We start from the raw sequence: 21,457 nt of genomic DNA on the forward strand, positions 1-21,457 counted from the left end.
CCGCCGCAGACGACGTCGCCGAGCACGTCGTATGACACGTAATCGATGTCCTCGTAGGCGCCGTTCTCTTCGAGGAAGTTGATCGAGGTGATGACGCCACGGCCGGCGCACCCGACACCCGGCTCCGGACCGCCGGATTCGACGCAGCGAATATCCTTGTAGCCGACCTTCAAGACGTCCTCGATCTCGAGGTCCTCGACGCTGCCGGCGCTCGCCGCGAGACTCAAGATCGTGTCCTGCGCCTTGGCGTGCAGGATCAGACGGGTCGAGTCCGCCTTCGGGTCGCAGCCGACGATCAGGATCTTGTGACCCAGCTCGGCCAGGGCTGCGAGCGTATTCTGCGACGTCGTCGACTTGCCGATGCCACCCTTGCCGTAAAACGCAATTTGTCTCAGTGAAGACATGATGCTCTCCATCAACCGATTGCCAATTTGTCGCGCGGGACTTACGCGAGTTTGTTTCTTTTCTCAGAAACGTGGGCACACGGGCGTCGGGAAGGAGAACATCGCTCGCCATAAGCGCCGGCGTGGCCTCAGCCCCCACTCGCAGTTGCTGCATTTAAGTAGCAACTGGCGTGCCATTCGCCGCGCGTGCGTTAAGCGTTTGCCCATGCTTGGAATTGATCGACAGACCTGACCGACCGGCACGGTGCTTATGTTGTTCTGTCAGAAACAGGACAAGGATCCCAGCGGGCCGATGCTTATGGCGTACAAGCTATGCCTGACACCCGCGGGAAATCAGGTTCTTTGGGCGAGACTGGGATGCCCCGAATGAAAGCGTCGCCATTGGCTTACCGCGGCCAAGCTGCCATCGAGGAGATTCTGTGCAAAAGAAGCCGCACCGAGTGGCGAGCGAGCGAAGCAGGCGCCTGCCAGCATGGAAGCGACCTCAGAAGGTGCCTTCCGCCAGTAAAATGTTCGTAGCCAAACGAAGCGTCGGCACGCCGTTGACATCGAAAGCGTTCGCTTCTCTCACTGATCGGTAAGTTACGTTCCGAGATCCGCTCGACCTACCGATTCCGCTGAATGATTCACGTTGCCTACAAACGACGAAACTCACAGATCCGCGGCATAGGCTTCAAAGCAGCTGCCGTACAACCGCACAATACCGCAAGTACTTGGTAACTGTTGCTGATCAGCGTCAGAAGCAAACTCCATTCACGTAATTCTGTCCATCTCTATCGCAAGACAACCGGGATTGGCATGAGGGCAGATTCGTTCATTCAGCGCCTGACTTCTTCCGCGCGAGTGCAACGAGACATCCGCGCAATCGCCGATGCTATGCATCGGCGTCCCTGTGGCCCGAGATGGCCGATGGCACCTTCTCCCGCAAGCGGAACGCAAGGAGACGCTAACTCCGCGTGAGCACGATGACGAGCCGGTCGACGCGGCGGCCGTTCTTGAGGTGGGACTCGACGATCTCGTCAATATCTTCAGGAGTCCTCGGACGATACCAGATGCCGTCAGGATAGACGACCATCAGAGGACCGGAGCTGCAAAAGCCGAGACAGTCAGCTGCGGTGAAGCCGATATCGGTCAGCCCTCTCGCCTCGATCGCTTTGCTGAGCCGTTCCCACAACGGTCGAGCGCCCGCCGCCCCGCAGCTGCCGTGCGGATGGTCAGGTGGACGCTGAGTGTGGCAGGCAAAAACGTGATGCCGGTAGAGCTGCGGGACTTCGAACTCGTTCATGCTGTCGCTCATGCTTATGTTACCGCAATGCATTGATCGTCAAGAGTGGTGAGCTCACCCGCGCTGGAACTCTCGGCAGCGATGTCCCAATCGCGGGGGATGATCGGCCACTCGAAATATGGCTTGATGCCACCTCCAGGACTGAAGTGCTTAAAGCATTGTTCGGTTAGATCGCTCATTGTGTCTTTCTTATAATTGGCTCATTTCGGCGCGGCGATTTTGAGCACGAGTGTGTCGATCACTGGTCTGGCTAACGCGGCATAGATCCTCCGATGATGTTGGATGCGGCTCTTGCCTGCACAAGCTTTAGACGATTTGTGCCCACAGTCGTGTCCGGTGCCCGACCAGATTGGTCACGATCACATCCTACCCTCGGAATCACTTCGCAGATCAGGGCCTCAATTGCCGGTCCGGCCATCACCATATCGCTCACTTCGCTGTTCACGAACACTTTCATGCAAGCACTAAACCAACTGTGGTGAGGGCCATTGGAGGGGTTTCCCGACGCCCGATGCCAATCTGATGTCTGCCCTTGGACGAGGCTGCGAAGGGACTGTCGCGGAGACAACAAGAACATGTCGATTGCCGACATCATCTCCCGTTGCGGCGTCGACCAATCCCCGGCCGCAGCCATCGAGGGCCACGAACGCGATCGATTGTCCAGACTGGATCTCAAAGATCACGTCATCGCGGCCACACTTGAGTAGCTTCTGCCGATATTGAGCCCAGCCCCGGCACGCGGGACAAGCGTTGATTACTCGATCTTCGCGTCCTCGAGTACCACGGTCACGACGATCTTAAATGGCGGACTTTCACCGGCCGCATCGTCATTTGCACGTCTTCTCTGCTGCATTTCTCCGCTGTTCAGTAGATCGCCGCGCCCGCGCCTACATTGATTGAAGCATCTTTCATGGTCTCGACAATGAATTCGATCTGGCTATCAGTGAGATGCGTATGAAATGGCAGTGTCACGGCGCGATCGGCAATCTTTTCCGTCACCGGCAGATCGCCGCGGCGATAGCCGAGATCGAAATAGTGCCGTTGCAGGTGCAGGGGACAGCTGTAGGCTGCAGCTTCGACCTGCTCCACGCATAGATCTTCGACGATAGCGTCGCGGCTGGAGCGCGTGAAACGCGTCCCGAGATGGACAACATAGAGAAACCAGTTCACTTCGGTCACATCGGGCTCGACATAGGGCGGCTTGATGCCTTCAAACGACTGCATGTGTGTCGTGTAAAGCTGTTCGATCAAGCGGCGCCGCTCCAGGATCTCATCGATGCGACTAAGCTGCGTAAGCCCCAGCGCAGCGGAGAGATCGCTCATCCCGGCCTGATATGGTGCAGCCGAGCCGACGGTAACGGAAGCACGCTCATCCATCCGATGCGACCGGTGACGGCGCAGCGCCACTGCAAGGTCGATATCATTGGTCACCACTATGCCGCCCTCGCCGCAGGTCAGAAGCGAGGGCTGGGCGAAGTCAAACACGGCGACATCGCCAAAGGTGCCGACCAGTTGGCCTTTATAACGAGAGCCGATGGCCTCAGTGGAATCTTCTAACAGCAGCAGATTGTGCCTTCTCGCGATAGCGCGCAGCTCCGACCAGGCTGCAGGATGGCCATTAACGTTGCCGGCGAGAATGGCGCGGGCTTTTGGCGTGATGCGCTCCTCGACTTTCTGCGGTGCGAGCGTCCCGGACCAATAGTCGATGTCGGCAAATACCGGCCGCGCACCCGCCAGGCTGATGGCGTGCGCAGCTTCACGATATGAATAGGGCGAGGCGATCACTTCGTCGCCAGCGGCAATGCCGCAGGCCTTCAGAGAAAGTAGAAGGCCGATGGTGCCGCTTGCTACCGCAACAGCATAATTCCGCCCGAGATAGGCGGCAAATGCTGCCTCGAATTGTTCGGTGAGCGGGCCGTTAGAGAGCCGCGGCGAGCGCAACACGCGATCTACTGCCGCGATTTCGGCCAGGGTAATGTCAGGGTCCGAAAATGGAATCAACGATTCCAGTCTTGTTGGCCCCGGCTCTTCGTTGGCCTTTGCAACGCAGCCATTGGCTTGGGTTGGTCGGGTCACGGCTCGACCGTCCGCTTGGCCAGCACAATGCCGGTCGCCCGTGTCGGATCGTCCGTGATCCGCGCACAACGATCAGCACTATCGAGCAAATGCAGGTCGAATTGCCCGGCACTGCGAAAAGGTGTTTCGGTGAAGTCGGAGGAGCCGCAGCGGACCCAGTCGAGATGCGGGTACCTCTTTCGCAGCGTCGCAGAGGCTTGAGCAGCATCATCGAATGACGCGAGCGTCTGCTCGATGTCCGCAATTTCGTCTGCTCCCAAAGCCATCGAGCGGGTCCTTATTGCCAAAACACGCGTTCCGGATCGGTGTTCAAGAGATCGGTAACCGATGCCAGGCGCTGGTGCGTCGAGTGCAGCTTCCAGACGCCATGCTTGTGATCCTTTCGGAACAGCTGCCAGCTGGCGCTTGCCCCGTCGTGGTGCAGCATGGCCACGTCAATTATGCCGCCCTTAACGTCAATGTTGCGTGAGCAGCATGGACTTTCAATCAAGTAGCCGCCGGCAACGCCGGTGATGTTCGCCGAGACATAACGATAGCGTTCTCTCGACTTAAGCGCGCGCTCGATTCGCCTGCGATCGATGTCGTTAGGGTGCGCGGGTAGCCCTGGATTTATGCCTAAGGCGGCGTGCATCGCGTCGATATCCTAGATCAGCCCAATTTCTCTTTCGAGGCAGCCGACCACCAACCGCTCACCGAACTCAACGAGATAGATCGGCAGGTTTGCTTCCGTGTGCCGCCCGACTTGGACAATCTCGCCGATGTCACCGAGGCTGACCAGGACTTCTTGCGCTGGAGCATTGGGGAAGGACCCATCATTGATCAGGTCGAACATCGCCTTGACGCGTTGGCCGCGCTGATATTTTGCCGGGCTGGATTCTATCATCGTGATATTGCCTCCCGCAACGGCAGGTCCTCGACTTCGTCGCGTGGGATGACAGGATCGAGCTCCTTGCGCTTCATGCCGACCCGGTTTCCACTTTCGATGAATTCGACGCCGTAAATGTAAAAGCGCTGCAGGAAAGTGCCGATCGATACGACGTAGCCGACCTCGTCCTTTTTGGCCAGGATGTCGCCGATCTCTTTGCCGGCATAGGTGCCGTCATTGCGGATGGTGCGGTTAGCCCGCACCTTCTCTCCAAAGTCGAAGAAGGGTGGCGCCGTCAGCTCGATGATGTCATCGTCAGCAACAATATTGTTCATGCCGGAGTTCCCTTGTTCTTGTCCCAGCTACAGGGCAAGTCGCGAGCGCGCGACCTCGCGCACCAGGCTATATGGATCATCGACAAGGCCTATGAGTTCGGACGGCAAAATCCGGCTTGCTACCTCATGCCGGATACGCCAATCCGGGTCGTGGCGCAGAAGCGACAATAACTGCGCCGACAGGCGTTGAGCGACCTCCAACCGCACCAATGCGTCACGGTCATCGACCATGCTGAGCAACCATTCCTCCGGGAGGCGTCGCGCCACCGCGCGACGGACCTCCGCTTCCTCGTCGTGGGTCATTCCGCGGAGTAGCAAGGGCGTGATCCGCCGCGCAACGACAAGGCGCACGTAGTAATATTCATCCGAGGCCATCGGCAGCAGTTCGTCACCTTCAAGCAGTGTCGCGACCCACATCCTAACTTCGTGATGAGGGTCGTTGCGAACTTGCACAGCGAAGCGCTTGGGCAGACGACGGACGGCGCTACAACGTACGGTTTCATCGTGGTCGTGGAGCAACGGCGGCAGCAGAAAGACGCTGGCGAATCTCGCCGCGATCGCGCGTACCTCAAAATGCGGGTGAGCGAGGTAGGCGTCGGCGAGACCCGGATTCCGGTCGAAGAAACGGTCGATACGTCGGGCATAGCGGTCGTTGACGCAAGCATGCTTGAGTTGACAGCAGCCAGTGCGATTCAGAGCAATATGCACACAGCAGGCGCAATCGATCTGATCGCCCTGCCAATTTCTTGCCTCGTCGATGTTGTTAGTCATCTTCCTGCCCCATGCGTTCGAGCACACGCTGGAGGACCTTGGCGCCGATCTTGTCGGTGGGATCGAGCTCCAGAAGCTTTTGAACGGCTATCCGCCCTTCCTCAGTTTGACCGAGGCGCATCTGCAAATAAGCGTATCCTTTCAGTGAAAACAGAAAGAAGCGCGGCCGAATATCGTCATATCGACCGAACTCCGCATCATGGGCGCGGACAAGGTGCCAGTCGGACGAGAGATTGTTCATCTCGGCCGCCTTGCTAATGCACCGCTTGGCGACCTGAAGCGCCTCGGCGAGCTGCGCCTTGTAGAAATGGAAACGAAAGAGGCCGATCAGCACTGCCGCGTGGCCCGGGGCGAGCGCCTCGGCCTCTCGCAGATGGTTTTCGGCGACTTCATCAACGTGATAGGAGAGGCTCGCTTGCCATAGGTGGTGCTCGGCCTCGCTGGGCAGCCCAGGTCCAAGCAAGGTGCTGGTGAGGAGCGCCTCGTTGATCTCGGATTGTGGGCTGAACAGAGCATCTGGCATCGCGGGTCGCCTATTGCAATCAATCGTGCGGGCGGGAGACCTGCTTACGATCTTCCAACACGAGCCCTATACGCTTCGGCATATCGACGAAATCGATGTTCAAACCGTCGTTCGGCAGCGGACCCTCCGTGCGCTCGACCAGGCCATCCGGGACCCGCGGCTTTTCGGGCGGACTGGCACCGCAGGCAAGCCCGGAACATCCGCTCGGGCTAATCGCAAGGCAAAGGTCGCAGCCGGCGGACCCGCCGGCTTGGAGCATCATTCGGATGGCTCGCCGCACCACTCGAATATTCCCAAAGTTCATGTCCTGTCTTTCGCTCAAGCGCGCGCCTGGTAGCGCGCAAGCGAGGTGTCGACGACACAGGTGTTGTCGACTGGGCAGACCGCCACGCATTGCGGTTCGTCAAAATGGCCGATGCACTCGGTACATTTTTGAGGATCAATCATGAATGTTCCATTCTTCTCCGCGATCGCGACGTTCGGACATTCCGGCTCGCACGCCGAGCAGCTCGTGCACTGAGAGGCGATGATCTTAAACGGCATTGTTTCTGCCCTCTCTCATGCCGCGGAAATCAACGCGCCCTGGCGGATCGCAGCATCGCCGCGTTCCTCATGTTTGATGGCACCACTGCTAACCCTGCCGAGATAGGCCTTGAACCAGGCGAGCGTCGACCTATCGATAAGCTCATGCGCGTATTGATCGACTGGCTCAACGCCGGCTTTGATCAGGCCGGCTCTGGGACAGCCGCCAATCTTGGCGATGAACACCGCGTGGCAATCATTAATGGCGCGGATGACGGTCTCGAGCTTTCCATCCTCGGCATAGCCACCCTGACAATACAGATCAACGCGGCGATGGCCTATGAATTTGGTGCCGCCGCTAGAGAGCTCATAGATCTGAAATTCCTTGGCGTGACCAAAGTGCTCGTTTATCAGGCCCGAGCCTTTGGTCGCGACGGCCACCAACACCTTAATGTCGCCGAATCCATCTTGGATTTCCGCAGCGGCCGCGCGCATGACTTCTGATCTGGCTGCGCGAACTTTCTCAACTTTGTCTTGATAAGCGCTGCGACTCTCGACATCGTATTTGGTATCCATAGCCATGATCTTTTCGGTGGTGAACTCGGTACTGCGGTCTTCGCCGAGAAGTCCGACAGCATCAGCACGGCACTGTCGGCAGTGGCGCATCATGCGCATCTCACCCTCGCAGCTATCTTGCAGCGCCTTCAATTCGAGCGCCGTCGGGCTGCGCTGGCCGTTTAGACCGAACACGGTTCCGTGCTTGGGAGAAGAGATCAACGGCATGATGTTGTGCAGGAGGGCACCGCGCGACTTCACGGCCTTATTGACCTCGACGAGGTGTTGATCGTTGATCCCAGGGATCATGACCGAGTTGATCTTGCAGAGGATGCCGCGCCCAGTGAGCATCTCCAGGCCCTGGAGCTGGCGATCGGTGAGGATCTCTGCCGCTTCGACGCCGGTGTAGCGTTTGTGCTTGTAGAAGATCCAGGAATAGATCTTTGCGCCGATCTCGGGGGCAATCATATTGATTGTGATCGTGACGTGGTCGACATTGAGTTCGGCGATGGTGTCGATGTGATCGGGTACCGCAAGACCATTGGTTGACAGGCACAGCTTGAGATCCGGTGCGGCCTTGTGGACAAGCTCGAACGTCTTGAAAGTCTTTTCCGGGTTAGCGAGTGGGTCGCCGGGACCGGCGATGCCGAGCACGGTCATCTGTGGAATGGTAGAGGCGACAGTCACTACCTTCCTGGCGGCCTGCTCGGGCGTGAGCCTCTCGCTGACCACACCCGGACGCGATTCATTGGCACAATCATATTTGCGGTTGCAGTAGTTGCACTGGATGTTACAGGCTGGCGCGACCGCAACATGCATGCGCGCGTAGTGATGATGCGCGTCCTCGCTGTAGCAGGGGTGCTTTCTCACCTTCTCCCATGTCTCGGCTGGCAAATCGCCGCGGACTTTCGGCGAGTCGCATCTAGCTGTGCCGCTGCGGTTACCGGTGCCGCAGCCTTTGTGTTCGGCAAACGCCTGCGTGATCTTGCCGATCTCGATGGCACCGCGCGATGCTTCCCGTTGCGATGGGGCATCCATCTGTCAGTTTCTCCATTTAAGGTGTGAAATGCTTCCCAGGTACGGGTCTCAGCAACCGGCGTGCCACGGCAGCGGCAGGCGTCTTTCGTGTCTGCGTTCAATGAGTTAACGCGTCGAGTACCGTATTGCCGCCGCCCTGTGTTGGAAAGCTGACATGCGTTGTGATTGAAACGGCACGCAGCGGTGCGAGAAGCGATGTTGATTGAAGTATCGCCGCTCTTTTTCTTGTCTTTTGTCGGAAGGATGGCTGGTCAGATGGCTTCGAGACGCCGTGAGGGTACTTGCGCGACTTGCTGGTCACCTAACCATGCGAGAAGCGTCCGCTAATCCGCCAAAATGATCTGAATGGCACGTGCAAGCGGAATTGCGAGTGGCGTCAGGGCCTGGTCAACCAGAAAGCGGCGCTCATTCTTGGAAAGCACGTCGGGTTCGACGACCGCATAGTGGACCTCGGACGAGCGCTTTAACGCCTGTCGCGCATAGGTGCGCAGGAGCTGGTCGTTGAAGCGGCAGCCCAAAAACAGGAAGCTGCGGCCAGCGCGGCGAGCCTTCACCTCGTCGGGAATCGGCGTCTGTATATCGATTTCGGTGAGCACCTCAACATAGTCGGCGTCGGAGACCAGGAAATTTCTAGCCGGGGCGACGCCACCGTGCGGCTTATAGAGGATCGTTGTCCACTTTTTTGCCAGAGAGCAATCGACTTCGGTGCCTGCGGCGTCGTAGAAGCGGTACCAGCGATCTTCACTGAGGCCGGCGCGGGTGATTCCCTGGATCTCGCCCCAATTGCGACGGCCGGCCAACGCATTTCGCATCGCGCCATCGTACCAGCTGTCAACGATCAGTGGCAGCGGCAGCGTTCCAAGATACCGCTGTAGCTGCGTAGGCTCGATCGGCGCACTAAAGGCGTCCGCCATCATCGCTGTCAGGGTGGTGCGGTGCCTCGTGGTTTCGATATACTGTGCGGAGGCCGAGGCGTTCCCTCTCGCGCGCTTTGGCAGCGCCACCTTTGTACCGAAGAATGCCGCCAGTTCCTCCAGATTTATCGGCGCACTCGCGTTCGACAACTCAGCTAGGCCGGGCCCGAGATAGGGAACGACATTGCCGCTGCGAAGCTTCTCGGCGACCTTGCCGAGAATGGCTTCGGCAACCGACCGAATAACGAACTCGATCTGCGAAGCCGGCGCGTTCACGTCTCTTCCCTGTCGCCGCCACGTTTCTTGGCGTTGATCGTAACCGGCAAGGTTGTGTCGTTCGTCATCGGCGGCAGATCGAGCACCCAGCCATTGGCTATTCTGATCCATCCGCCCCACAGCGTCTCGTGCTCGAATTCAACGATCGGTTCTTCAAGATCCTTCTTGGGCACGTAAATCGACAGGCCGGTTTCAGGTGAACGCCGAATGATAACTTTCATGGTGTATACTCATTGCATCAAGAGGTCGATTTTGCCCGCTCCGGTCACGTAGGTGACGCCTCTCTTAGTTTCGCGATGATACTTCGTAGCACAAAAAGGACATGATCGATCTCCTCGCTGGTGGTCTCGCGGGACAGCGAGAAGCGGATCGCGCCGCGTAACGAGGCTGATGGTACATTCATCGCGCGAAGCACATGCGACGGCTCCATGGAGCCCGATGCACAGGCCGATCCGAGGGAGACAGCAACACCGGCGCTATTCAGATGATGGATAATTGCTTCACCTTCGAGATGCTCAAATGCGATATTGGAGGTGTTAGGTAGGCGGCTCTCGTTGTCGCCGAGCACGGCGCAATTGCCAAACTTCAGAACGCCATGCTCCAGCCGGTCGCGCAGCGCGGCTATTTTGCCCGCCTCGCGTTCGAGCTCCAAGGCAGCAAGTTCCGCAGCCTTACCCAGCCCAATGATCCCGGGCACGTTCTCGGTGCCCGAACGTCGGCGGCGCTCTTGCGGCCCTCCGAAGATCAGCCGCCTGAACTTGGTGTCCTTGCGCACATAGAGCGCGCCGACGCCCTTCGGACCATGCAGCTTGTGGCCGGAGAGCGACAGCATGTCGATCTCCGTGGTCTTCACGTCGATCGGAATTCGCCCCGCGGCTTGTACCGCATCAGTGTGGAACAGTGCGCCGACCGAGCGCGCCATTTTGGCGAGAAGCTCGACCGGAAAGATCGTTCCGGTCTCATTATTGGCCCACATGACGGAGACAATCGCGGTACGGGCGGATAACGCGCGGCGATAGGCATCAATGTCGAGCCGCCCGGAGCGGTCGACAGGAATTAGATGACATTTGTTGCCGCGACGGCCGAGCTCGTCTGCGAGGGACAGCACGGCCGGATGCTCCACACTCGTCGTGACGAGTTCGTCGCGTCGCTCCTGCACGGCAAGCGCCGAGAGGATCGCTGTATTATCTGATTCGGTGCCGCCCGAGGTGAAGACGACTTCATGATCAAGGGCAGCACCGATCAGCGCCTGCACGCACCTGCGCGCCTCTCTGATGCTTTCCGCGACTTCTCTGCCTACCGCATGCGTGGACGAGGCATTGCCGAATCGCTCGGAGAAAAACGGCAGCATCGCCGCGACGACGGACGGATGCGTGCGAGTCGTCGCGTTGTTATCGAGGTAGACCGGCTGCACCGTACGCCTTCTTTAGTGTCGGGCTTTGGGGGGGCCAGCGACCGGGATCAGGCGGACGAACTCGCCCAGCCGTTCGATGAGGCGCGTCTGGATGCCTTCTAGCGTCGCACTCGCGAGCTTGCAGTAGACGCAGGCGCCCGTGAGCTGAACCATGATTTTGTTACCATCGATCCCAACAAACTCGCAATCTCCGCCATCACGCTTCAAATTCGGCCGGATTTCGTCGAGCACAACGCGAACGATTTGTTCCCGTTCGGAGGGTTCATCGGCTGCCGATTGTCTCGTTCATTCGGTCTCGACAAGCATCTTCTGATATCTCTGTCGTTTCTTGGTTTACCGGCCCTAGCTGAATGACTTGCCACATGAGCAGCTCGAATTTGCGTTGGGATTGTCAAAGGTGAAGCCGGCCCCTTCCAGCGCCGCCACAAAGTCAATCGTAGTTCCGGCAAGATGCTCGTGACTATTGTTGTCGACAAACACCTTGATGCCGCCTCGCTCGATTACGGTCTCATCGGGCTTCGGCTCATCGGCAAGTCCCATCGTGTATTTGAACCCAGCGCAGCCGCCCTCTTCGACCATGATCCGCACGCCCCTCGTCCCCTGCGCTCCCGCATTGATCGCGCTCTTCATGGCATTCTCCGCGCTCTTCGTCAGATTAATCATCGCTATCACTCACCATCAGCGCCGGTCCGGGATACTTTTGGCAAGTCCCATGCCAAGGATCACACTCCTGACAATGCTCGGCTTTTGCTATTGTCGCCTGTTTGCGTTGCAAGCCATGTCGGGCTTGCGACACGAGGCTTTGCCACCTGGGAGGACCCGAGCGAGACACCGTCGTGGCCGGCGCCTCATCTCTGCCTAAGCCGCACAAACGAAGCGAAGCCTTTGACGTTCGCCGCATACGTGGGCAGACGGCAAAACATTTGCATAGGATGCAAAGTTGAGTTCACACGGTGCGACATCCGCGCCAGCACATCAGACGAGGAGGACTTCATGACATTGATCGACAACACCGTGCTTGGCCGGCTTGATAAGGAAGGCCGTTTGCTTAATGCGGTGCTGAAGGGTGGCACCAAGAAGCCCGGCCGATTCGGCTTCCGCGGCGATATCGCGTTAAGGTTCCAGGCTCAGGTCGCCGACGAAAAGCGTCCACCCGACTATTCGATCGAGCAGGTACTAACGGTCGCGGACGAGGGAGAGACCACGATCCCGGTACTGGCCGGCTACCTGCATTCCGTTGCCTATCTTGCCGATGTCGCAAAGGTGCTCGACGGCGCATTAAGCCCGAAGGGCAGCTACTTCATGTTTTGCAACAACATTGATCTATTGGCGAAATACCGCACCAAGATCGGCGACATCACATTTTGCGTTCTGCCATGTGACGAGTCGACGGTGTGGAAGGAGATGATGGATCTCGCCGGCGTCGATAAAAACGACATCAAGAAACTCGATACTGCCGGCAAGCTCGACTATCTGCTCGATGCCGCCAAGTCCGTCGACGCCTCCTATGCCGAACTCTCCTACGAGGAAGTCCTCGCCAAGATGAAGCCGGTGAAGAACCGTAACGAAAATCGCCCTGTCTGACGTTATCGCGCCAGATCTCTTCTCCTACGCGGCAAAGCCGTTTGCGTGACGGGCGCGCAAGGCGCCCCGGGTGGCAGATGGTGTAATTTCAGTTCATCACTGAAGACGGCTCGCTGGAGAGCGGGCTGACTACTACGAAGCCCATTACCGTCAAGGTTTTGCCGCGCTAATGAATCCCCACCGCGAAGAAGCAGGAGAAGACAGGTTGAAGCTCCAGCGCGCCTGCCGTTGGAGGGAGTCTATTCCAGTTGGTGGCCTCGGCAGACCCGCCCGACTTCGTGCTGTGATCCAAGGCAGATTCCCAGATGGCGGATCTGCGCGAACGCGTTTCGCTTCAAGGATATTACCTCGTGGTCTGGTTGTAGCACCCCGCGCGGGGGAGTCAGGCGCACGGTCTGGCGCAGCTCAGGGATTGCAGAGACATATGTGGGTTGCCGAACAGGAGACAGAATTGAGATGACCACGCTGGTCAAGAACACCAACGACGGCCGCAAGCTCGAAGTCGTCGGGCTCGCAATTATGCTTGGGGGCAAGCTCGAAGCTAACGAACTCATCCAGGTCGCGAACCATCCTTACCGCCAAGCGATCCTGGCCGTAGTGCCCGAAGCTACCCATATGGCTGGCCGCGTCCCGCTGACGCGCGAGGAAGCGGAGATCGTTCTTGCAGCTTTCAAAAAGGCCGAGGCCGATATGCTCGCCAATCCGGCAGCAATCCACGAGCGGTTTCGGATTGCTGCGATGATGAAGGCATGTGAACAGGGGATCGAGTAGCCGCCGGGCTGAGGGGCCATAACTTGCTTGTCGTGCCCCCGAGGCTGGCATCAAGAATTCCAAGCGCCGAGCTCTCCGCCGCATGCCAAATCGCTCGGGCACAACCGCGATGAGTTCGGAGAAATGGCAGGACCAACTACGTCGTCGACTCGTTCTGATCCTAACGTCTGCGCCAGGAGGAACAATGCTACTCGCACTCTTGTTACGTTTTCCGGCGCTGACAGCTGCAGAAAGACCCTGACATTTTCCGCTTCGCTGCTCGCAATGGCTCGGATCAAGCAGCCGGAGCGTGGGTCTGGCAGTTGGTCGGACACACCCGGGCGCAGGCGCCGCAGCCGATGCACGCACCGTCATCGCTTAGCACCATGACCTTTTTCTCGATCTCGTCATCGTCGTCTTCGAGGTCGATCATCTCGCCCTTCTCGTTGAGGCCCTTCAGCATCATGACTTCGCGGCCGCACACCTTGTAGCAGCGGCCACAGCCGATGCACTTCTTGGGATCGATGCATACCAAAAATTCCGGCCGCCAGTCGCGACCATCTCGTGTTGCAAATGACATGGTCAGGATCCGTATGCTTTTTCCTTCGCCTTGAGATCCTCGCGCTTGCGCTCGAGCTCGTCGAAGGCATCGTGGACCTTTTGGGCAACACTCGGGATCGAGGTCCAGTTGACTGGCAGTTCCTCCGCCAGATCGTGGAGATCCATCTTTGCCCGGGTCGCCTTGGCCGAGAGCTTTTTGATTTCGGCCTTAAGTTCTTCAAGATCGCTCATTCGTTACCTCAGTAATTCGCAACTTCCGGGAACCTGCGGACCATCTCAACTGCGCTGTCGACGTATCTGTCACCTTCCGCGACGAGCTTTGAGAGACTATCAAAACCGAAGCGATGAACGTCGCGCAGCTGCTTATTTACGACAATGAGCCGGCCGCCGATCAGCACGATGCGGCCAAAGCCTTCATGGTGCATCTTCAGCATCGGCGAGATCATCACGCCGGTCGCCTTCTCAATGGACACTGCAACGGCGTTGAAGAACAATTCCAACCGCCAGATCGTGTCCGGATCGGGATCGCCAACGATCGGCAATGCACGGCGCTTTTCCCTATCGAGAACATAAGGCTCGAGCAGCTCGAGATCTTTCTTACCCTCCCAAGCGCCATGGCTGTCCTCGGCGCGCCAAATCTTGACGAGCTCTCTCACAAAGGGCGCCTCCCCCGCGGGGTCAGGCTCGCTCAATTCAGCCGCCTCTGTCATAGTCGCTTCTCTCAGTCCTCGAAATCAAACGATCGTTCGTGGGCCTTGGCGAGTACCTTGCGTAGCCAGGGTGGCGGCGAGCCTTTCAAGACACCTTCGAGCTTGATACAGAGATCGTCGATCGCTTCAGGCTCGCTTACCTTCATCGGATGGATGTTGTTTGCGACGACGCGCGCAGCGCCGGAGCCGCCGATCGCTGCAACGTAGAGAATGGCGCAGTCTTTGATGGCTTCAATCTTCGGCGCGAGCTTGTCCTCATTACCGTCCTCACTCAAGTCGCCATCGAACTGAATAGCTTCGATCAGGCGATGCCCTTCGGGCTTGACATCATAGATGGCAATGTTTTTAGCCCAGCCAAAATGTGCATCGACGCGCTTCAGATCCTGGGTGGCGAATGCGACTTTCATCTGAGTAATTCCTCTATTCGCGTCAGTTCAGCTGCGACGGATCGACATGCAGATCCGCATCGGCGTTCCGCCAGGTTTCCGGCGTCGGCTGACGGTTGTCCTCGCGGTCAGTAATGATCAGATTGGCGAGGTCAAAGATCAGCTCGCGCGTGCCACGATAGCCAACCGTCATCTGGTGGCCCGCGCCGAGGCGATCGAACATCGGAAAGCCGGCACGGAAGAATGGAATGTTCAGCCGTGCTGCTGCTTGGCGGCCGTGCGAATGAGAGATCAGGAGATCGCAGTCATACGCCTTGGCACGCTGCTCCAGATCTTCGAGATCCCCGATGAGGACCTCTCGAGCCTTGACGCGTTCGAGCACCGGAGAGGCCGTCGTCGTAACCGCCGCGGTCACCTGCGCGCCCATCTCATAGAGCATACTGGAGATATCGAACAAGAGGTCCGGTTCGGCCCCAATGGCGAGCTTTCGACCGCCGATATGGAAATGCGCATCCAGCATGGCGTCCGCGAGCTGGCCACGCTGGCGGCGATATTTTGCAGGCACCGGTTTGTCACTGATCTTGCTCAGGAAAGTGATGAATTCATCATTGGGGACGAGGCCACAGAGCCGCTCGAACAGCCGGAACGGCACGCCCGTCCTCGCCTGCATCGCCTCGGCCGCGCGCCTCATCTGCGCTCCGATCCCGATCGTCCAGCCCGCCTGCCCCATGGTGGCGATCTCGTCGACCCCGATCCCGCCGATCGTGGTTGGTGTGAACTCATCGGGAATGTGACCATCGAGCGAACCCGCAATATCCGGCAGAAAGGACGCGCTTAGCCCAAAGTCCTCAAAGATTGTCCGCAGTTCGTCAAGATCGCCGGGGGTAAGATGGCAGCCAGGCAAGACATTGATGCGCGAGCAGTCACGCGGCGCAACCGCGTCGGCAGGCTCGACAAGCACGTCGATCATTCGCGCCACGGTCTTTTCCCAGCCATCCTGAAATGCGTCCTTGAAATCCGGTGTCGAAACGTAGACGAGCGGAACTTTTTCGAGCTGCGGATGCTTCCGTCGAACAAGACGAATGAACGCCTCGACGTCGTCGCCCTTGGTCTCGGTAACACCGGTCGAATTGATTCCAATAATTTCGGGCTTGGTGCGGTTGTAGATATTGAGAATCGCCTGCTCAACATTCTCATACCCGCCGAGCACGGTGGCAACCTCGCTCATCGCCGTGGTCTGCAGCGGCACCGCCTCCTTGAAATGGCGGACAAACAGGGTCAAGCCGAAGGACGTGCAGCCCTGAGAGCCGTGCAAGAGCGGCATTGCGCCCCGAACGCCCAGGAAGGCGAAAGAGCCGCCGATCGGCTGGCTCATCTTAAGCGGATTGATCGAGCAGGCCTTATTGGAATTGGTAACGATAGCCATGGCCAGGAACCTGCTTCGCATCCTACTCCGCCGCCTGCTGCATGGGCGCAGGCTGGGCCGCGGTAATATCCTCGATGGCTTGCTTGCGGGCGCCGCAGATGCCGGAAGCCTCGGTGTGCTGCGCGACGTCGTGGATCGCAGTCAAGCCGTGAAGGACAACGCCATCCTTGATGACGCCGAGATCGACGCGACGGAAGGCTCTCTTGGCGCGAGCGGCCTTTTCGGCGCGGCCCCGATTCGGAGCAACATCGGCGGTCGCCACATCCACCTGCAAAGGCGCCTTACTTTGCCAATTAATGTCGGGATCATCCCACGGCGCGGGCTTTCGGAGCTGATCCCATATCGGGTTGTAGAGCGCCTTGTCGATCTCTTCCATCAACTTCACGATTCCGAGATACCCCATATAGGCGTGGCAGCGCTCCTGATTGATGTCGAGCCATGGCGTCGCAGCCTTCAGGGCGACAAACTGCGACTTGCCACCGGAGAGCATGATGTCCGCTTTTGCTTCCTTGAGCATCTTGTACATTTCACGCGGCCTCAGATCCTCGATCATGTGGGCATCATGGCCCATCAATCTATGGATGCGCTCCTTGTCTTCCGTGGTCGATTTTTTCACTGAAGTGCCAACGATCTCGAGCCCCACCTCCTGCAAAGCTGAGACGACCGACCAGGATTTCACGCCGCCAGTGAACAGCAGCACCTTCTTGCCGGTAAGGCGTGGCTTGAAGCGCTCGATTGCAGCCGTGGCCTTTGCCTCCTCGCGTGCAATTACGGCGTCGGTTCGTTCCATCAACTCGGTCGGCGCGCCGCGCTCGATCAGCAGGCGCGCGATCTGGCGCAAAGATTCGCTCGAGTCCTGGATGCCATAGAATGATCCTTCAAAGAAGGGGATGCCGTAACGATCCCTCATCTTGCTCGCGACATTGATCAAGGACTTCGAGCACACCATCATCGCGGCGCGAGCCCGATGTGAGCAGGCAACCTCGCGATATTTGCCATCGCCGGAGATGCAGGACAGGATGCGAATACCGAGTTCGTCGAGCAGTGGCTTGATCTGCCAGAGTTCGCCGGATAGGTTGAATTCGCCGATGAGATTGATGTCGTAGGGCGTGGTGGAGTCGGGCTCCTGCGTGCCGATCACGTATTCCAACAGAGCTTCGCCGGCGAGCTTGTTGCCAAGATTCTTCGAACCAACAAACCCCGGCGAATTGACAGGAATGACGGGCTTGCTGAATTTCGTCGCGGCGGACTTGCAGACCGCATTGATATCGTCACCGATCATGGCCGGCACGCAAGTCTGGTAGACAAAGATCGCCGAGGGATCATACTTCTCAATGATTTCCTTTATGGCTTTGTATAGCCGCTTCTCGCCACCGAACACGACGTCAATCTCATGCATGTCCGTCGTGAAGCTCCTGCGCCAGAGATCACAGCCTGAGGAGACGGAGCCGCGATTGTCCCAGGAATTTCCTTCGCACGCGATCGGGCCATGAACGAGATGGGCTACGTCGGTAAATGGCTGCAGCGCAATCTTGGCGCCATCAAAAGCGCAACCTCCGGCGGCCCCGCCCGGCTGCAGCTGCTTGGTGCAGCCTTTCTTGCGGGCAGCCTCCGATTTGTTGGCGTTCTTGACGCAGTCCGCCTGGTCGAAGACGTTCTGGATTGTGGACGACAGCGTAGTCACGGTTTTCTCCTTGCGCGGACGTTTTCCGGTCAGCACGGACGATGGCCCGACTGGTGTTTACATCCCCACCTCACAGCCGCGACAAGCGGCTATGAGGCGGGCACTCGCCCGCATCAGCGGATAATGTCGAAGCTGTAGTCGGTTTTACCCACCGCGTTGGTATTCCTGTCGATCTCCTCAAAGATCCGATCAAGTATCTTCACGAGCACATTCAATCCCCCCTGATAGCCCCACACCGGATAGCGGTGATGATGGTGCCGATCGAACACGGGGAAGCCGATGCGGATCAGCGGTGTTCCGGTATCGCGCTCCAGGTACTTCCCGTAGGTGTTGCCGATCAGAAAATCGACTGGCTCGGTGAACAGCAGCGAACGCATGTGCCAGAGGTCCTTACCAGGATAGGCGTGGCAGTCTTTGCCGAACTGCGAACTGGCAAATAGCGCCTGCATCTTCCCTTCCCAGGCCTTGTTGCCGTTGGTTGACAGGACGTGGGTTGGTTCGGCCCCGAGCTCGAGCAGGAAGGCAGCCAGGCCATAGCAAAGGTCCGGATCGCCATAGATTGCGAACTTCTTACCGTGGATGTGTGCGCTGGAGTCTGCCATGGCGTCGACCAGACGACCGCGCTCCCGCTCCAGGACCTCTGGGATTTCCTTGCCAGTAATACGCGACAGCGTCATTAGGAAGTCATCGGTCGCGCTGACGCCGACCGGATGGTTAAACGCAACGACCTGCTGGCCATGCCCCTCGATGAACGGTAGCGTTTTCTCCGTGCAATATTGCTGCATGGAGATGGTCGCCCTTGCGTGGATGGCGTCCGCGGTGTCCTTCAGTGTCGTGCCACCGTCATACATGCGGAACTCACCATCAGTGGGCGTGTCGAACACGTCACTGTTGTCCGCCAGGATCGTGTACCCAATCCCCATCAATTCGAAGATCCGCTTTATCTCGCGGATGTTGCCTACGGTGTAACCGTCGAAGCCGCCGATGAAGTTGATCTTCTCGTTCGGCTCGCGCTCGAGCTTGGGCTCAGATCCGGATTTGCCGTCCCAGAAATGTTCGATGATGCCTTTCAAAGCGTTATCATAGCCGGTGACATGGCTACCGACGAAGGCGGGCGTATGAGCAAAGGGAACGTCGAACTCAGCCGGCACCGACCCCTTTTCCTTCGACGTCTTGATGAATGCGTTGAGATCGTCGCCAATCACTTCCGCCATGCAGGTGGTAGAAACCGCGATCATCTTCGGTTTGTACATATTGTAGCTGTTGGCTAGCCCGTCGATCATGTTATTGAGGCCACCGAATACGGCGGCGTCTTCGGTCATGGACGAGGAAACACAGGAGGTCGGCTCCTTGAAGTGCCGCGACAAGTGGCTCCGATAGTAGGCGACGCAGCCCTGTGAACCGTGCACGAAAGGCAACGTGCTCTCGAAGCCGACTGAGGCAAACACCGCACCTAGCGGCTGGCAGGCCTTGGCCGGATTGATGGTCAGTTCCTCACGCGCGAAGTTCTTCTCGCGATATTCGGGGGTTTTGGCCCATTCGCGGATACGCGCGACCTCGGCGGGATCATGCGCATTCTCAAAGAGCGCTCGTTTGTTGGCCAGCATCTGCTGGTATTCCGGACCTCGGAACAGCTCGAAATGATCGAGCACGTTTTCGGCATTCTGGGGCATCATGGCGTCCTTGTTGGATTCGTGTTCGATCTGTGGCCCGGCTCGCTTATTCCGCCGCCATAAGGCTCGGACGCGGAGCGCCCTTCCACGGCGCCTTGGTCTTCTTCCAGATCGGGGAATTGATTGCCATGTCCATGTCGCGGGCGAAGATCGCGAACCCATCGTAGCCATGATAAGGACCCGAATAGTCCCACGAGTGCATTTGCCGGAACGGCACGCCCATCTTCTGGAACACGTACTTCTCCTTGATGCCGGAACCAACGAGGTCGGGCTGAATCTTTTCGACAAAGCGCTCGAATTCGTAGCCAGTGACGTCGTCATATATCAATGTGCCGTCCTTGACGTAATGTTGGGCGGTGCGCTGATAATCGTCGTTGTGACCGAATTCGTAGCCGGTCCCGATAACTTCCATACCAAGATCTTCATAGGCACCAATTACGTGCCGAGGGCGCAAACCACCAACGAACAGCATCACGGATTTGCCTGTTAGGCGCGGTCGATACTTGGCGACGACGGCATCCATCAGCGGCTGGTACTTCGCGATGACGCTTTCGGCGCCCTCCTTGATCTTGTCGTCGAAGAAGCTCGCGATCTTGCGCAGCGACTCCGCGATCTTAGATGGGCCGAAGAAATTGTACTCGCACCACGGAATGCCGAACTTCTCCTCCATGTGGCGAGAGATGTAGTTCATCGAGCGATAGCAGTGCAGGATGTTCAGCTTCGCCTTTGGCGTCGCCTCAAGCTCGGCGAGACTGCCGTCGCCTGACCATTGCGCAATCACGCGCAAGCCCATCTCCTCCAAGAGAATGCGAGAGGACCAGGCGTCGCCGCCGATGTTATAGTCGCCGATGATGGCAACGTCATAGGGCGTTGGGTCGAATCGCCGCTCTGTCTCAGGGTTGATTTTGTCGAAAATCCAGTCGCGTACCGCGTCGTTGGCGATGTGGTGCCCGAGCGACTGAGACACGCCGCGGAAACCTTCGCAGCGCACCGGCACGATAGTCTTGCCGTTATACTCCTTCGACTTTACTCTCGACACCGCCTCAATGTCATCGCCAATCAGACCGATCGGGCATTCCGACTGGATGGTGATTCCGCGGTTGAGCGGAAATAGATCCTGGATCTCGTCGATGACCTTGGTGAGCTTCTTGTCGCCGCCGAAGACAATGTCCTTCTCCTGGAAGTCCGAGGTGAACTGCATAGTCCCAAAGGTGTCGATGCCGGTGATGCCGACATAATAATTGCGCCGCGATCCCCAGGAATACTGGCCGCAGCCGACCGGACCATGGCTGATGTGGATCATGTCCTTAATCGGACCCCACACCACGCCCTTGGAGCCGGCATAGGCACAGCCTCGAATGGTCATCACGCCAGGGATCGATTTGAGATTCGATTTGACACCGCAGTCGGACTTACCAGCCTCGTGCACATTAAGGTGCTTGGCACGCCGTTTGGCGGTCTTATCAGGGTAGACTTTCAAGACTTCGCTAATCAGATCCTTGTTGCGGGCCTTAATCTCTGCAACGCTCTTGGTGGATGCCAAGCTCATACGAATATCCCTTCGAATTGTCCTGTGCGCGTTAGGGGCCGACGTTTTCTCGACGCACGGCCGAATGTGAGGTCCGCGTTACGCCGACAGCGCGGCGAGCTCGGAAGCAGTCTTGCCGACCTGACTTTCGTCGATCGGCTTCATGATACCGTGCTC

Annotated in this window: 28 protein-coding genes; 3 read left to right on the forward strand and 25 right to left on the reverse strand. The window is 58.2% G+C overall.

Annotation, left to right across the window (positions count from 1 at the left end; translation table 11 throughout):
- Positions 1–404 (reverse strand): AAA family ATPase (locus SO140_RS43075; RefSeq protein ID WP_498544038.1); only part of this gene is annotated, 404 nt, incomplete at its 3' end.
- A gap of 946 nt (positions 405–1,350) precedes the next feature.
- Positions 1,351–1,701: a (2Fe-2S) ferredoxin domain-containing protein gene (locus SO140_RS43080; protein ID WP_498544039.1), complete on the reverse strand. Its 351-nt coding sequence runs from the start codon at positions 1,699–1,701 to the stop codon at positions 1,351–1,353.
- Between the two features lie 563 nt (positions 1,702–2,264).
- Here SO140_RS43080 and SO140_RS43085 point away from each other — a divergent pair.
- Positions 2,265–2,396 carry a hypothetical protein gene (locus SO140_RS43085; RefSeq protein WP_498544040.1) on the forward strand — a complete coding sequence of 44 codons (132 nt, stop codon included), beginning with the start codon at positions 2,265–2,267 and terminating at the stop codon, positions 2,394–2,396.
- A gap of 157 nt (positions 2,397–2,553) precedes the next feature.
- Here the strand turns inward: SO140_RS43085 and SO140_RS43090 are convergent, their stop codons facing one another.
- The 15 genes from SO140_RS43090 to SO140_RS43160 form a co-directional block, all read right to left on the reverse strand.
- Entirely contained in the window at positions 2,554–3,699 is a 1,146-nt protein-coding gene (locus SO140_RS43090) for a DegT/DnrJ/EryC1/StrS family aminotransferase (protein ID WP_498544056.1), read from the reverse strand.
- 62 nt (positions 3,700–3,761) lie between these two features.
- The gene (locus tag SO140_RS43095; protein WP_498544041.1) at positions 3,762–4,031 is read right to left on the reverse strand and encodes a DUF6129 family protein; all 270 of its coding nucleotides are present in this window, start codon (positions 4,029–4,031) and stop codon (positions 3,762–3,764) included.
- 11 nt (positions 4,032–4,042) lie between these two features.
- Positions 4,043–4,396, reverse strand: a complete 354-nt coding sequence (locus tag SO140_RS43100) for a DUF3024 domain-containing protein (RefSeq protein WP_498544042.1) — start codon at positions 4,394–4,396, stop codon at positions 4,043–4,045.
- A gap of 12 nt (positions 4,397–4,408) precedes the next feature.
- Positions 4,409–4,648, reverse strand: coding sequence for a nitrogen fixation protein NifZ (locus tag SO140_RS43105; protein ID WP_498544043.1), 240 nt, complete (start codon positions 4,646–4,648; stop codon positions 4,409–4,411).
- Complete coding sequence (locus tag SO140_RS43110; protein ID WP_449383997.1) at positions 4,645–4,965, reverse strand: nitrogen fixation protein NifZ; 321 nt, start codon at positions 4,963–4,965, stop codon at positions 4,645–4,647. Before SO140_RS43110 ends, SO140_RS43105 begins: the two co-directional genes overlap by 4 nt.
- A 27-nt stretch (positions 4,966–4,992) precedes the next feature.
- Positions 4,993–5,736, reverse strand: coding sequence for a 4Fe4S-binding leucine-rich repeat protein (locus tag SO140_RS43115; protein WP_498544044.1), 744 nt, complete (start codon positions 5,734–5,736; stop codon positions 4,993–4,995).
- Positions 5,729–6,259, reverse strand: a complete 531-nt coding sequence (locus SO140_RS43120; RefSeq protein WP_498544045.1) for a hypothetical protein — start codon at positions 6,257–6,259, stop codon at positions 5,729–5,731. The genes SO140_RS43115 and SO140_RS43120 overlap by 8 nt, the downstream gene beginning before the upstream one ends.
- A gap of 19 nt (positions 6,260–6,278) precedes the next feature.
- Positions 6,279–6,521 carry an iron-sulfur cluster assembly accessory protein gene (locus SO140_RS43125; RefSeq protein WP_498544046.1) on the reverse strand — a complete coding sequence of 81 codons (243 nt, stop codon included), beginning with the start codon at positions 6,519–6,521 and terminating at the stop codon, positions 6,279–6,281.
- A gap of 56 nt (positions 6,522–6,577) precedes the next feature.
- Positions 6,578–6,802 (reverse strand): 4Fe-4S binding protein, encoded by a 225-nt coding sequence (locus SO140_RS43130; protein WP_449383994.1) that lies wholly within the window; start codon positions 6,800–6,802, stop codon positions 6,578–6,580.
- Positions 6,803–6,817: 15 nt separating this feature from the next.
- Positions 6,818–8,374, reverse strand: a complete 1,557-nt coding sequence (nifB, locus tag SO140_RS43135) for a nitrogenase cofactor biosynthesis protein NifB (protein ID WP_498544047.1) — start codon at positions 8,372–8,374, stop codon at positions 6,818–6,820.
- Positions 8,375–8,697: 323 nt separating this feature from the next.
- Entirely contained in the window at positions 8,698–9,564 is an 867-nt protein-coding gene (locus SO140_RS43140; RefSeq protein WP_449383992.1) for an SIR2 family NAD-dependent protein deacylase, read from the reverse strand.
- Entirely contained in the window at positions 9,561–9,785 is a 225-nt protein-coding gene (gene nifT, locus SO140_RS43145; protein ID WP_449383991.1) for a putative nitrogen fixation protein NifT, read from the reverse strand. Before nifT ends, SO140_RS43140 begins: the two co-directional genes overlap by 4 nt.
- Before the next feature lie 44 nt (positions 9,786–9,829).
- A complete protein-coding gene (gene nifS, locus SO140_RS43150; RefSeq protein WP_498544048.1) occupies positions 9,830–10,978 on the reverse strand; it encodes a cysteine desulfurase NifS in 1,149 nt (382 codons plus the stop codon).
- Positions 10,979–10,990: 12 nt separating this feature from the next.
- The gene (locus SO140_RS43155; RefSeq protein ID WP_498544057.1) at positions 10,991–11,221 is read right to left on the reverse strand and encodes a NifU family protein; all 231 of its coding nucleotides are present in this window, start codon (positions 11,219–11,221) and stop codon (positions 10,991–10,993) included.
- A 99-nt stretch (positions 11,222–11,320) separates the two neighbouring features.
- On the reverse strand, positions 11,321–11,641 hold the full coding sequence (locus SO140_RS43160; protein ID WP_498544049.1) for a HesB/IscA family protein: 321 nt from the start codon (positions 11,639–11,641) through the stop codon (positions 11,321–11,323).
- A 330-nt stretch (positions 11,642–11,971) separates the two neighbouring features.
- Between SO140_RS43160 and SO140_RS43165 the strand changes: the two genes are divergently transcribed.
- Both SO140_RS43165 and SO140_RS43170 read left to right on the forward strand, forming a co-directional pair.
- Complete coding sequence (locus SO140_RS43165; protein ID WP_498544050.1) at positions 11,972–12,562, forward strand: hypothetical protein; 591 nt, start codon at positions 11,972–11,974, stop codon at positions 12,560–12,562.
- Between the two features lie 456 nt (positions 12,563–13,018).
- Positions 13,019–13,333, forward strand: coding sequence for a hypothetical protein (locus SO140_RS43170; protein WP_498540512.1), 315 nt, complete (start codon positions 13,019–13,021; stop codon positions 13,331–13,333).
- A gap of 274 nt (positions 13,334–13,607) precedes the next feature.
- Here SO140_RS43170 and fdxB read toward each other — a convergent pair whose 3' ends face one another.
- From fdxB to nifD, 8 genes are all read right to left on the reverse strand, one after another.
- The gene (gene fdxB, locus SO140_RS43175) at positions 13,608–13,892 is read right to left on the reverse strand and encodes a ferredoxin III, nif-specific (RefSeq protein ID WP_449383986.1); all 285 of its coding nucleotides are present in this window, start codon (positions 13,890–13,892) and stop codon (positions 13,608–13,610) included.
- Between the two features lie 2 nt (positions 13,893–13,894).
- Positions 13,895–14,104, reverse strand: a complete 210-nt coding sequence (locus tag SO140_RS43180) for a CCE_0567 family metalloprotein (protein WP_449383985.1) — start codon at positions 14,102–14,104, stop codon at positions 13,895–13,897.
- Positions 14,105–14,112: 8 nt separating this feature from the next.
- On the reverse strand, positions 14,113–14,583 hold the full coding sequence (locus SO140_RS43185) for a NifX-associated nitrogen fixation protein (protein WP_498544051.1): 471 nt from the start codon (positions 14,581–14,583) through the stop codon (positions 14,113–14,115).
- Positions 14,584–14,594: 11 nt separating this feature from the next.
- Positions 14,595–14,990, reverse strand: coding sequence for a nitrogen fixation protein NifX (gene nifX / locus SO140_RS43190; RefSeq protein ID WP_449383983.1), 396 nt, complete (start codon positions 14,988–14,990; stop codon positions 14,595–14,597).
- A gap of 22 nt (positions 14,991–15,012) precedes the next feature.
- Positions 15,013–16,395 (reverse strand): nitrogenase iron-molybdenum cofactor biosynthesis protein NifN, encoded by a 1,383-nt coding sequence (gene nifN, locus SO140_RS43195; RefSeq protein ID WP_498544052.1) that lies wholly within the window; start codon positions 16,393–16,395, stop codon positions 15,013–15,015.
- Between the two features lie 22 nt (positions 16,396–16,417).
- Positions 16,418–18,079 (reverse strand): nitrogenase iron-molybdenum cofactor biosynthesis protein NifE, encoded by a 1,662-nt coding sequence (nifE, locus tag SO140_RS43200; RefSeq protein ID WP_498544053.1) that lies wholly within the window; start codon positions 18,077–18,079, stop codon positions 16,418–16,420.
- A 113-nt stretch (positions 18,080–18,192) separates the two neighbouring features.
- Complete coding sequence (nifK, locus tag SO140_RS43205; protein ID WP_498544054.1) at positions 18,193–19,752, reverse strand: nitrogenase molybdenum-iron protein subunit beta; 1,560 nt, start codon at positions 19,750–19,752, stop codon at positions 18,193–18,195.
- A gap of 46 nt (positions 19,753–19,798) precedes the next feature.
- Positions 19,799–21,301, reverse strand: coding sequence for a nitrogenase molybdenum-iron protein alpha chain (gene nifD, locus SO140_RS43210; protein WP_498544055.1), 1,503 nt, complete (start codon positions 21,299–21,301; stop codon positions 19,799–19,801).
- Between the last annotated feature and the right edge of the window lie 156 nt (positions 21,302–21,457).

Source organism: Bradyrhizobium sp. UFLA05-108 (assembly GCF_059803455.1).

Excerpts from the sequence above, each read along its gene's own strand:
- SO140_RS43080 (WP_498544039.1), bottom strand. The coding sequence starts at position 1,701 with ATGAGCGACAGCATGAACGAGTTCGAAGTCCCGCAGCTCTACCGGCAT.
- SO140_RS43085 (WP_498544040.1), top strand. The coding sequence starts at position 2,265 with ATGTCGATTGCCGACATCATCTCCCGTTGCGGCGTCGACCAATCCCCG.
- SO140_RS43095 (WP_498544041.1), bottom strand. The coding sequence starts at position 4,031 with ATGGCTTTGGGAGCAGACGAAATTGCGGACATCGAGCAGACGCTCGCG.
- SO140_RS43100 (WP_498544042.1), bottom strand. The coding sequence starts at position 4,396 with ATGCACGCCGCCTTAGGCATAAATCCAGGGCTACCCGCGCACCCTAAC.
- SO140_RS43105 (WP_498544043.1), bottom strand. The coding sequence starts at position 4,648 with ATGATAGAATCCAGCCCGGCAAAATATCAGCGCGGCCAACGCGTCAAG.
- SO140_RS43110 (WP_449383997.1), bottom strand. The coding sequence starts at position 4,965 with ATGAACAATATTGTTGCTGACGATGACATCATCGAGCTGACGGCGCCA.
- SO140_RS43115 (WP_498544044.1), bottom strand. The coding sequence starts at position 5,736 with ATGACTAACAACATCGACGAGGCAAGAAATTGGCAGGGCGATCAGATC.
- SO140_RS43120 (WP_498544045.1), bottom strand. The coding sequence starts at position 6,259 with ATGCCAGATGCTCTGTTCAGCCCACAATCCGAGATCAACGAGGCGCTC.
- SO140_RS43125 (WP_498544046.1), bottom strand. The coding sequence starts at position 6,521 with ATGATGCTCCAAGCCGGCGGGTCCGCCGGCTGCGACCTTTGCCTTGCG.
- SO140_RS43130 (WP_449383994.1), bottom strand. The coding sequence starts at position 6,802 with ATGCCGTTTAAGATCATCGCCTCTCAGTGCACGAGCTGCTCGGCGTGC.
- nifB (WP_498544047.1), bottom strand. The coding sequence starts at position 8,374 with ATGGATGCCCCATCGCAACGGGAAGCATCGCGCGGTGCCATCGAGATC.
- nifT (WP_449383991.1), bottom strand. The coding sequence starts at position 9,785 with ATGAAAGTTATCATTCGGCGTTCACCTGAAACCGGCCTGTCGATTTAC.
- SO140_RS43160 (WP_498544049.1), bottom strand. The coding sequence starts at position 11,641 with ATGATTAATCTGACGAAGAGCGCGGAGAATGCCATGAAGAGCGCGATC.
- SO140_RS43165 (WP_498544050.1), top strand. The coding sequence starts at position 11,972 with ATGACATTGATCGACAACACCGTGCTTGGCCGGCTTGATAAGGAAGGC.
- SO140_RS43170 (WP_498540512.1), top strand. The coding sequence starts at position 13,019 with ATGACCACGCTGGTCAAGAACACCAACGACGGCCGCAAGCTCGAAGTC.
- fdxB (WP_449383986.1), bottom strand. The coding sequence starts at position 13,892 with ATGTCATTTGCAACACGAGATGGTCGCGACTGGCGGCCGGAATTTTTG.
- SO140_RS43180 (WP_449383985.1), bottom strand. The coding sequence starts at position 14,104 with ATGAGCGATCTTGAAGAACTTAAGGCCGAAATCAAAAAGCTCTCGGCC.
- SO140_RS43185 (WP_498544051.1), bottom strand. The coding sequence starts at position 14,583 with ATGACAGAGGCGGCTGAATTGAGCGAGCCTGACCCCGCGGGGGAGGCG.
- nifX (WP_449383983.1), bottom strand. The coding sequence starts at position 14,990 with ATGAAAGTCGCATTCGCCACCCAGGATCTGAAGCGCGTCGATGCACAT.
- nifN (WP_498544052.1), bottom strand. The coding sequence starts at position 16,395 with ATGGCTATCGTTACCAATTCCAATAAGGCCTGCTCGATCAATCCGCTT.
- nifK (WP_498544054.1), bottom strand. The coding sequence starts at position 19,752 with ATGCCCCAGAATGCCGAAAACGTGCTCGATCATTTCGAGCTGTTCCGA.
- nifD (WP_498544055.1), bottom strand. The coding sequence starts at position 21,301 with ATGAGCTTGGCATCCACCAAGAGCGTTGCAGAGATTAAGGCCCGCAAC.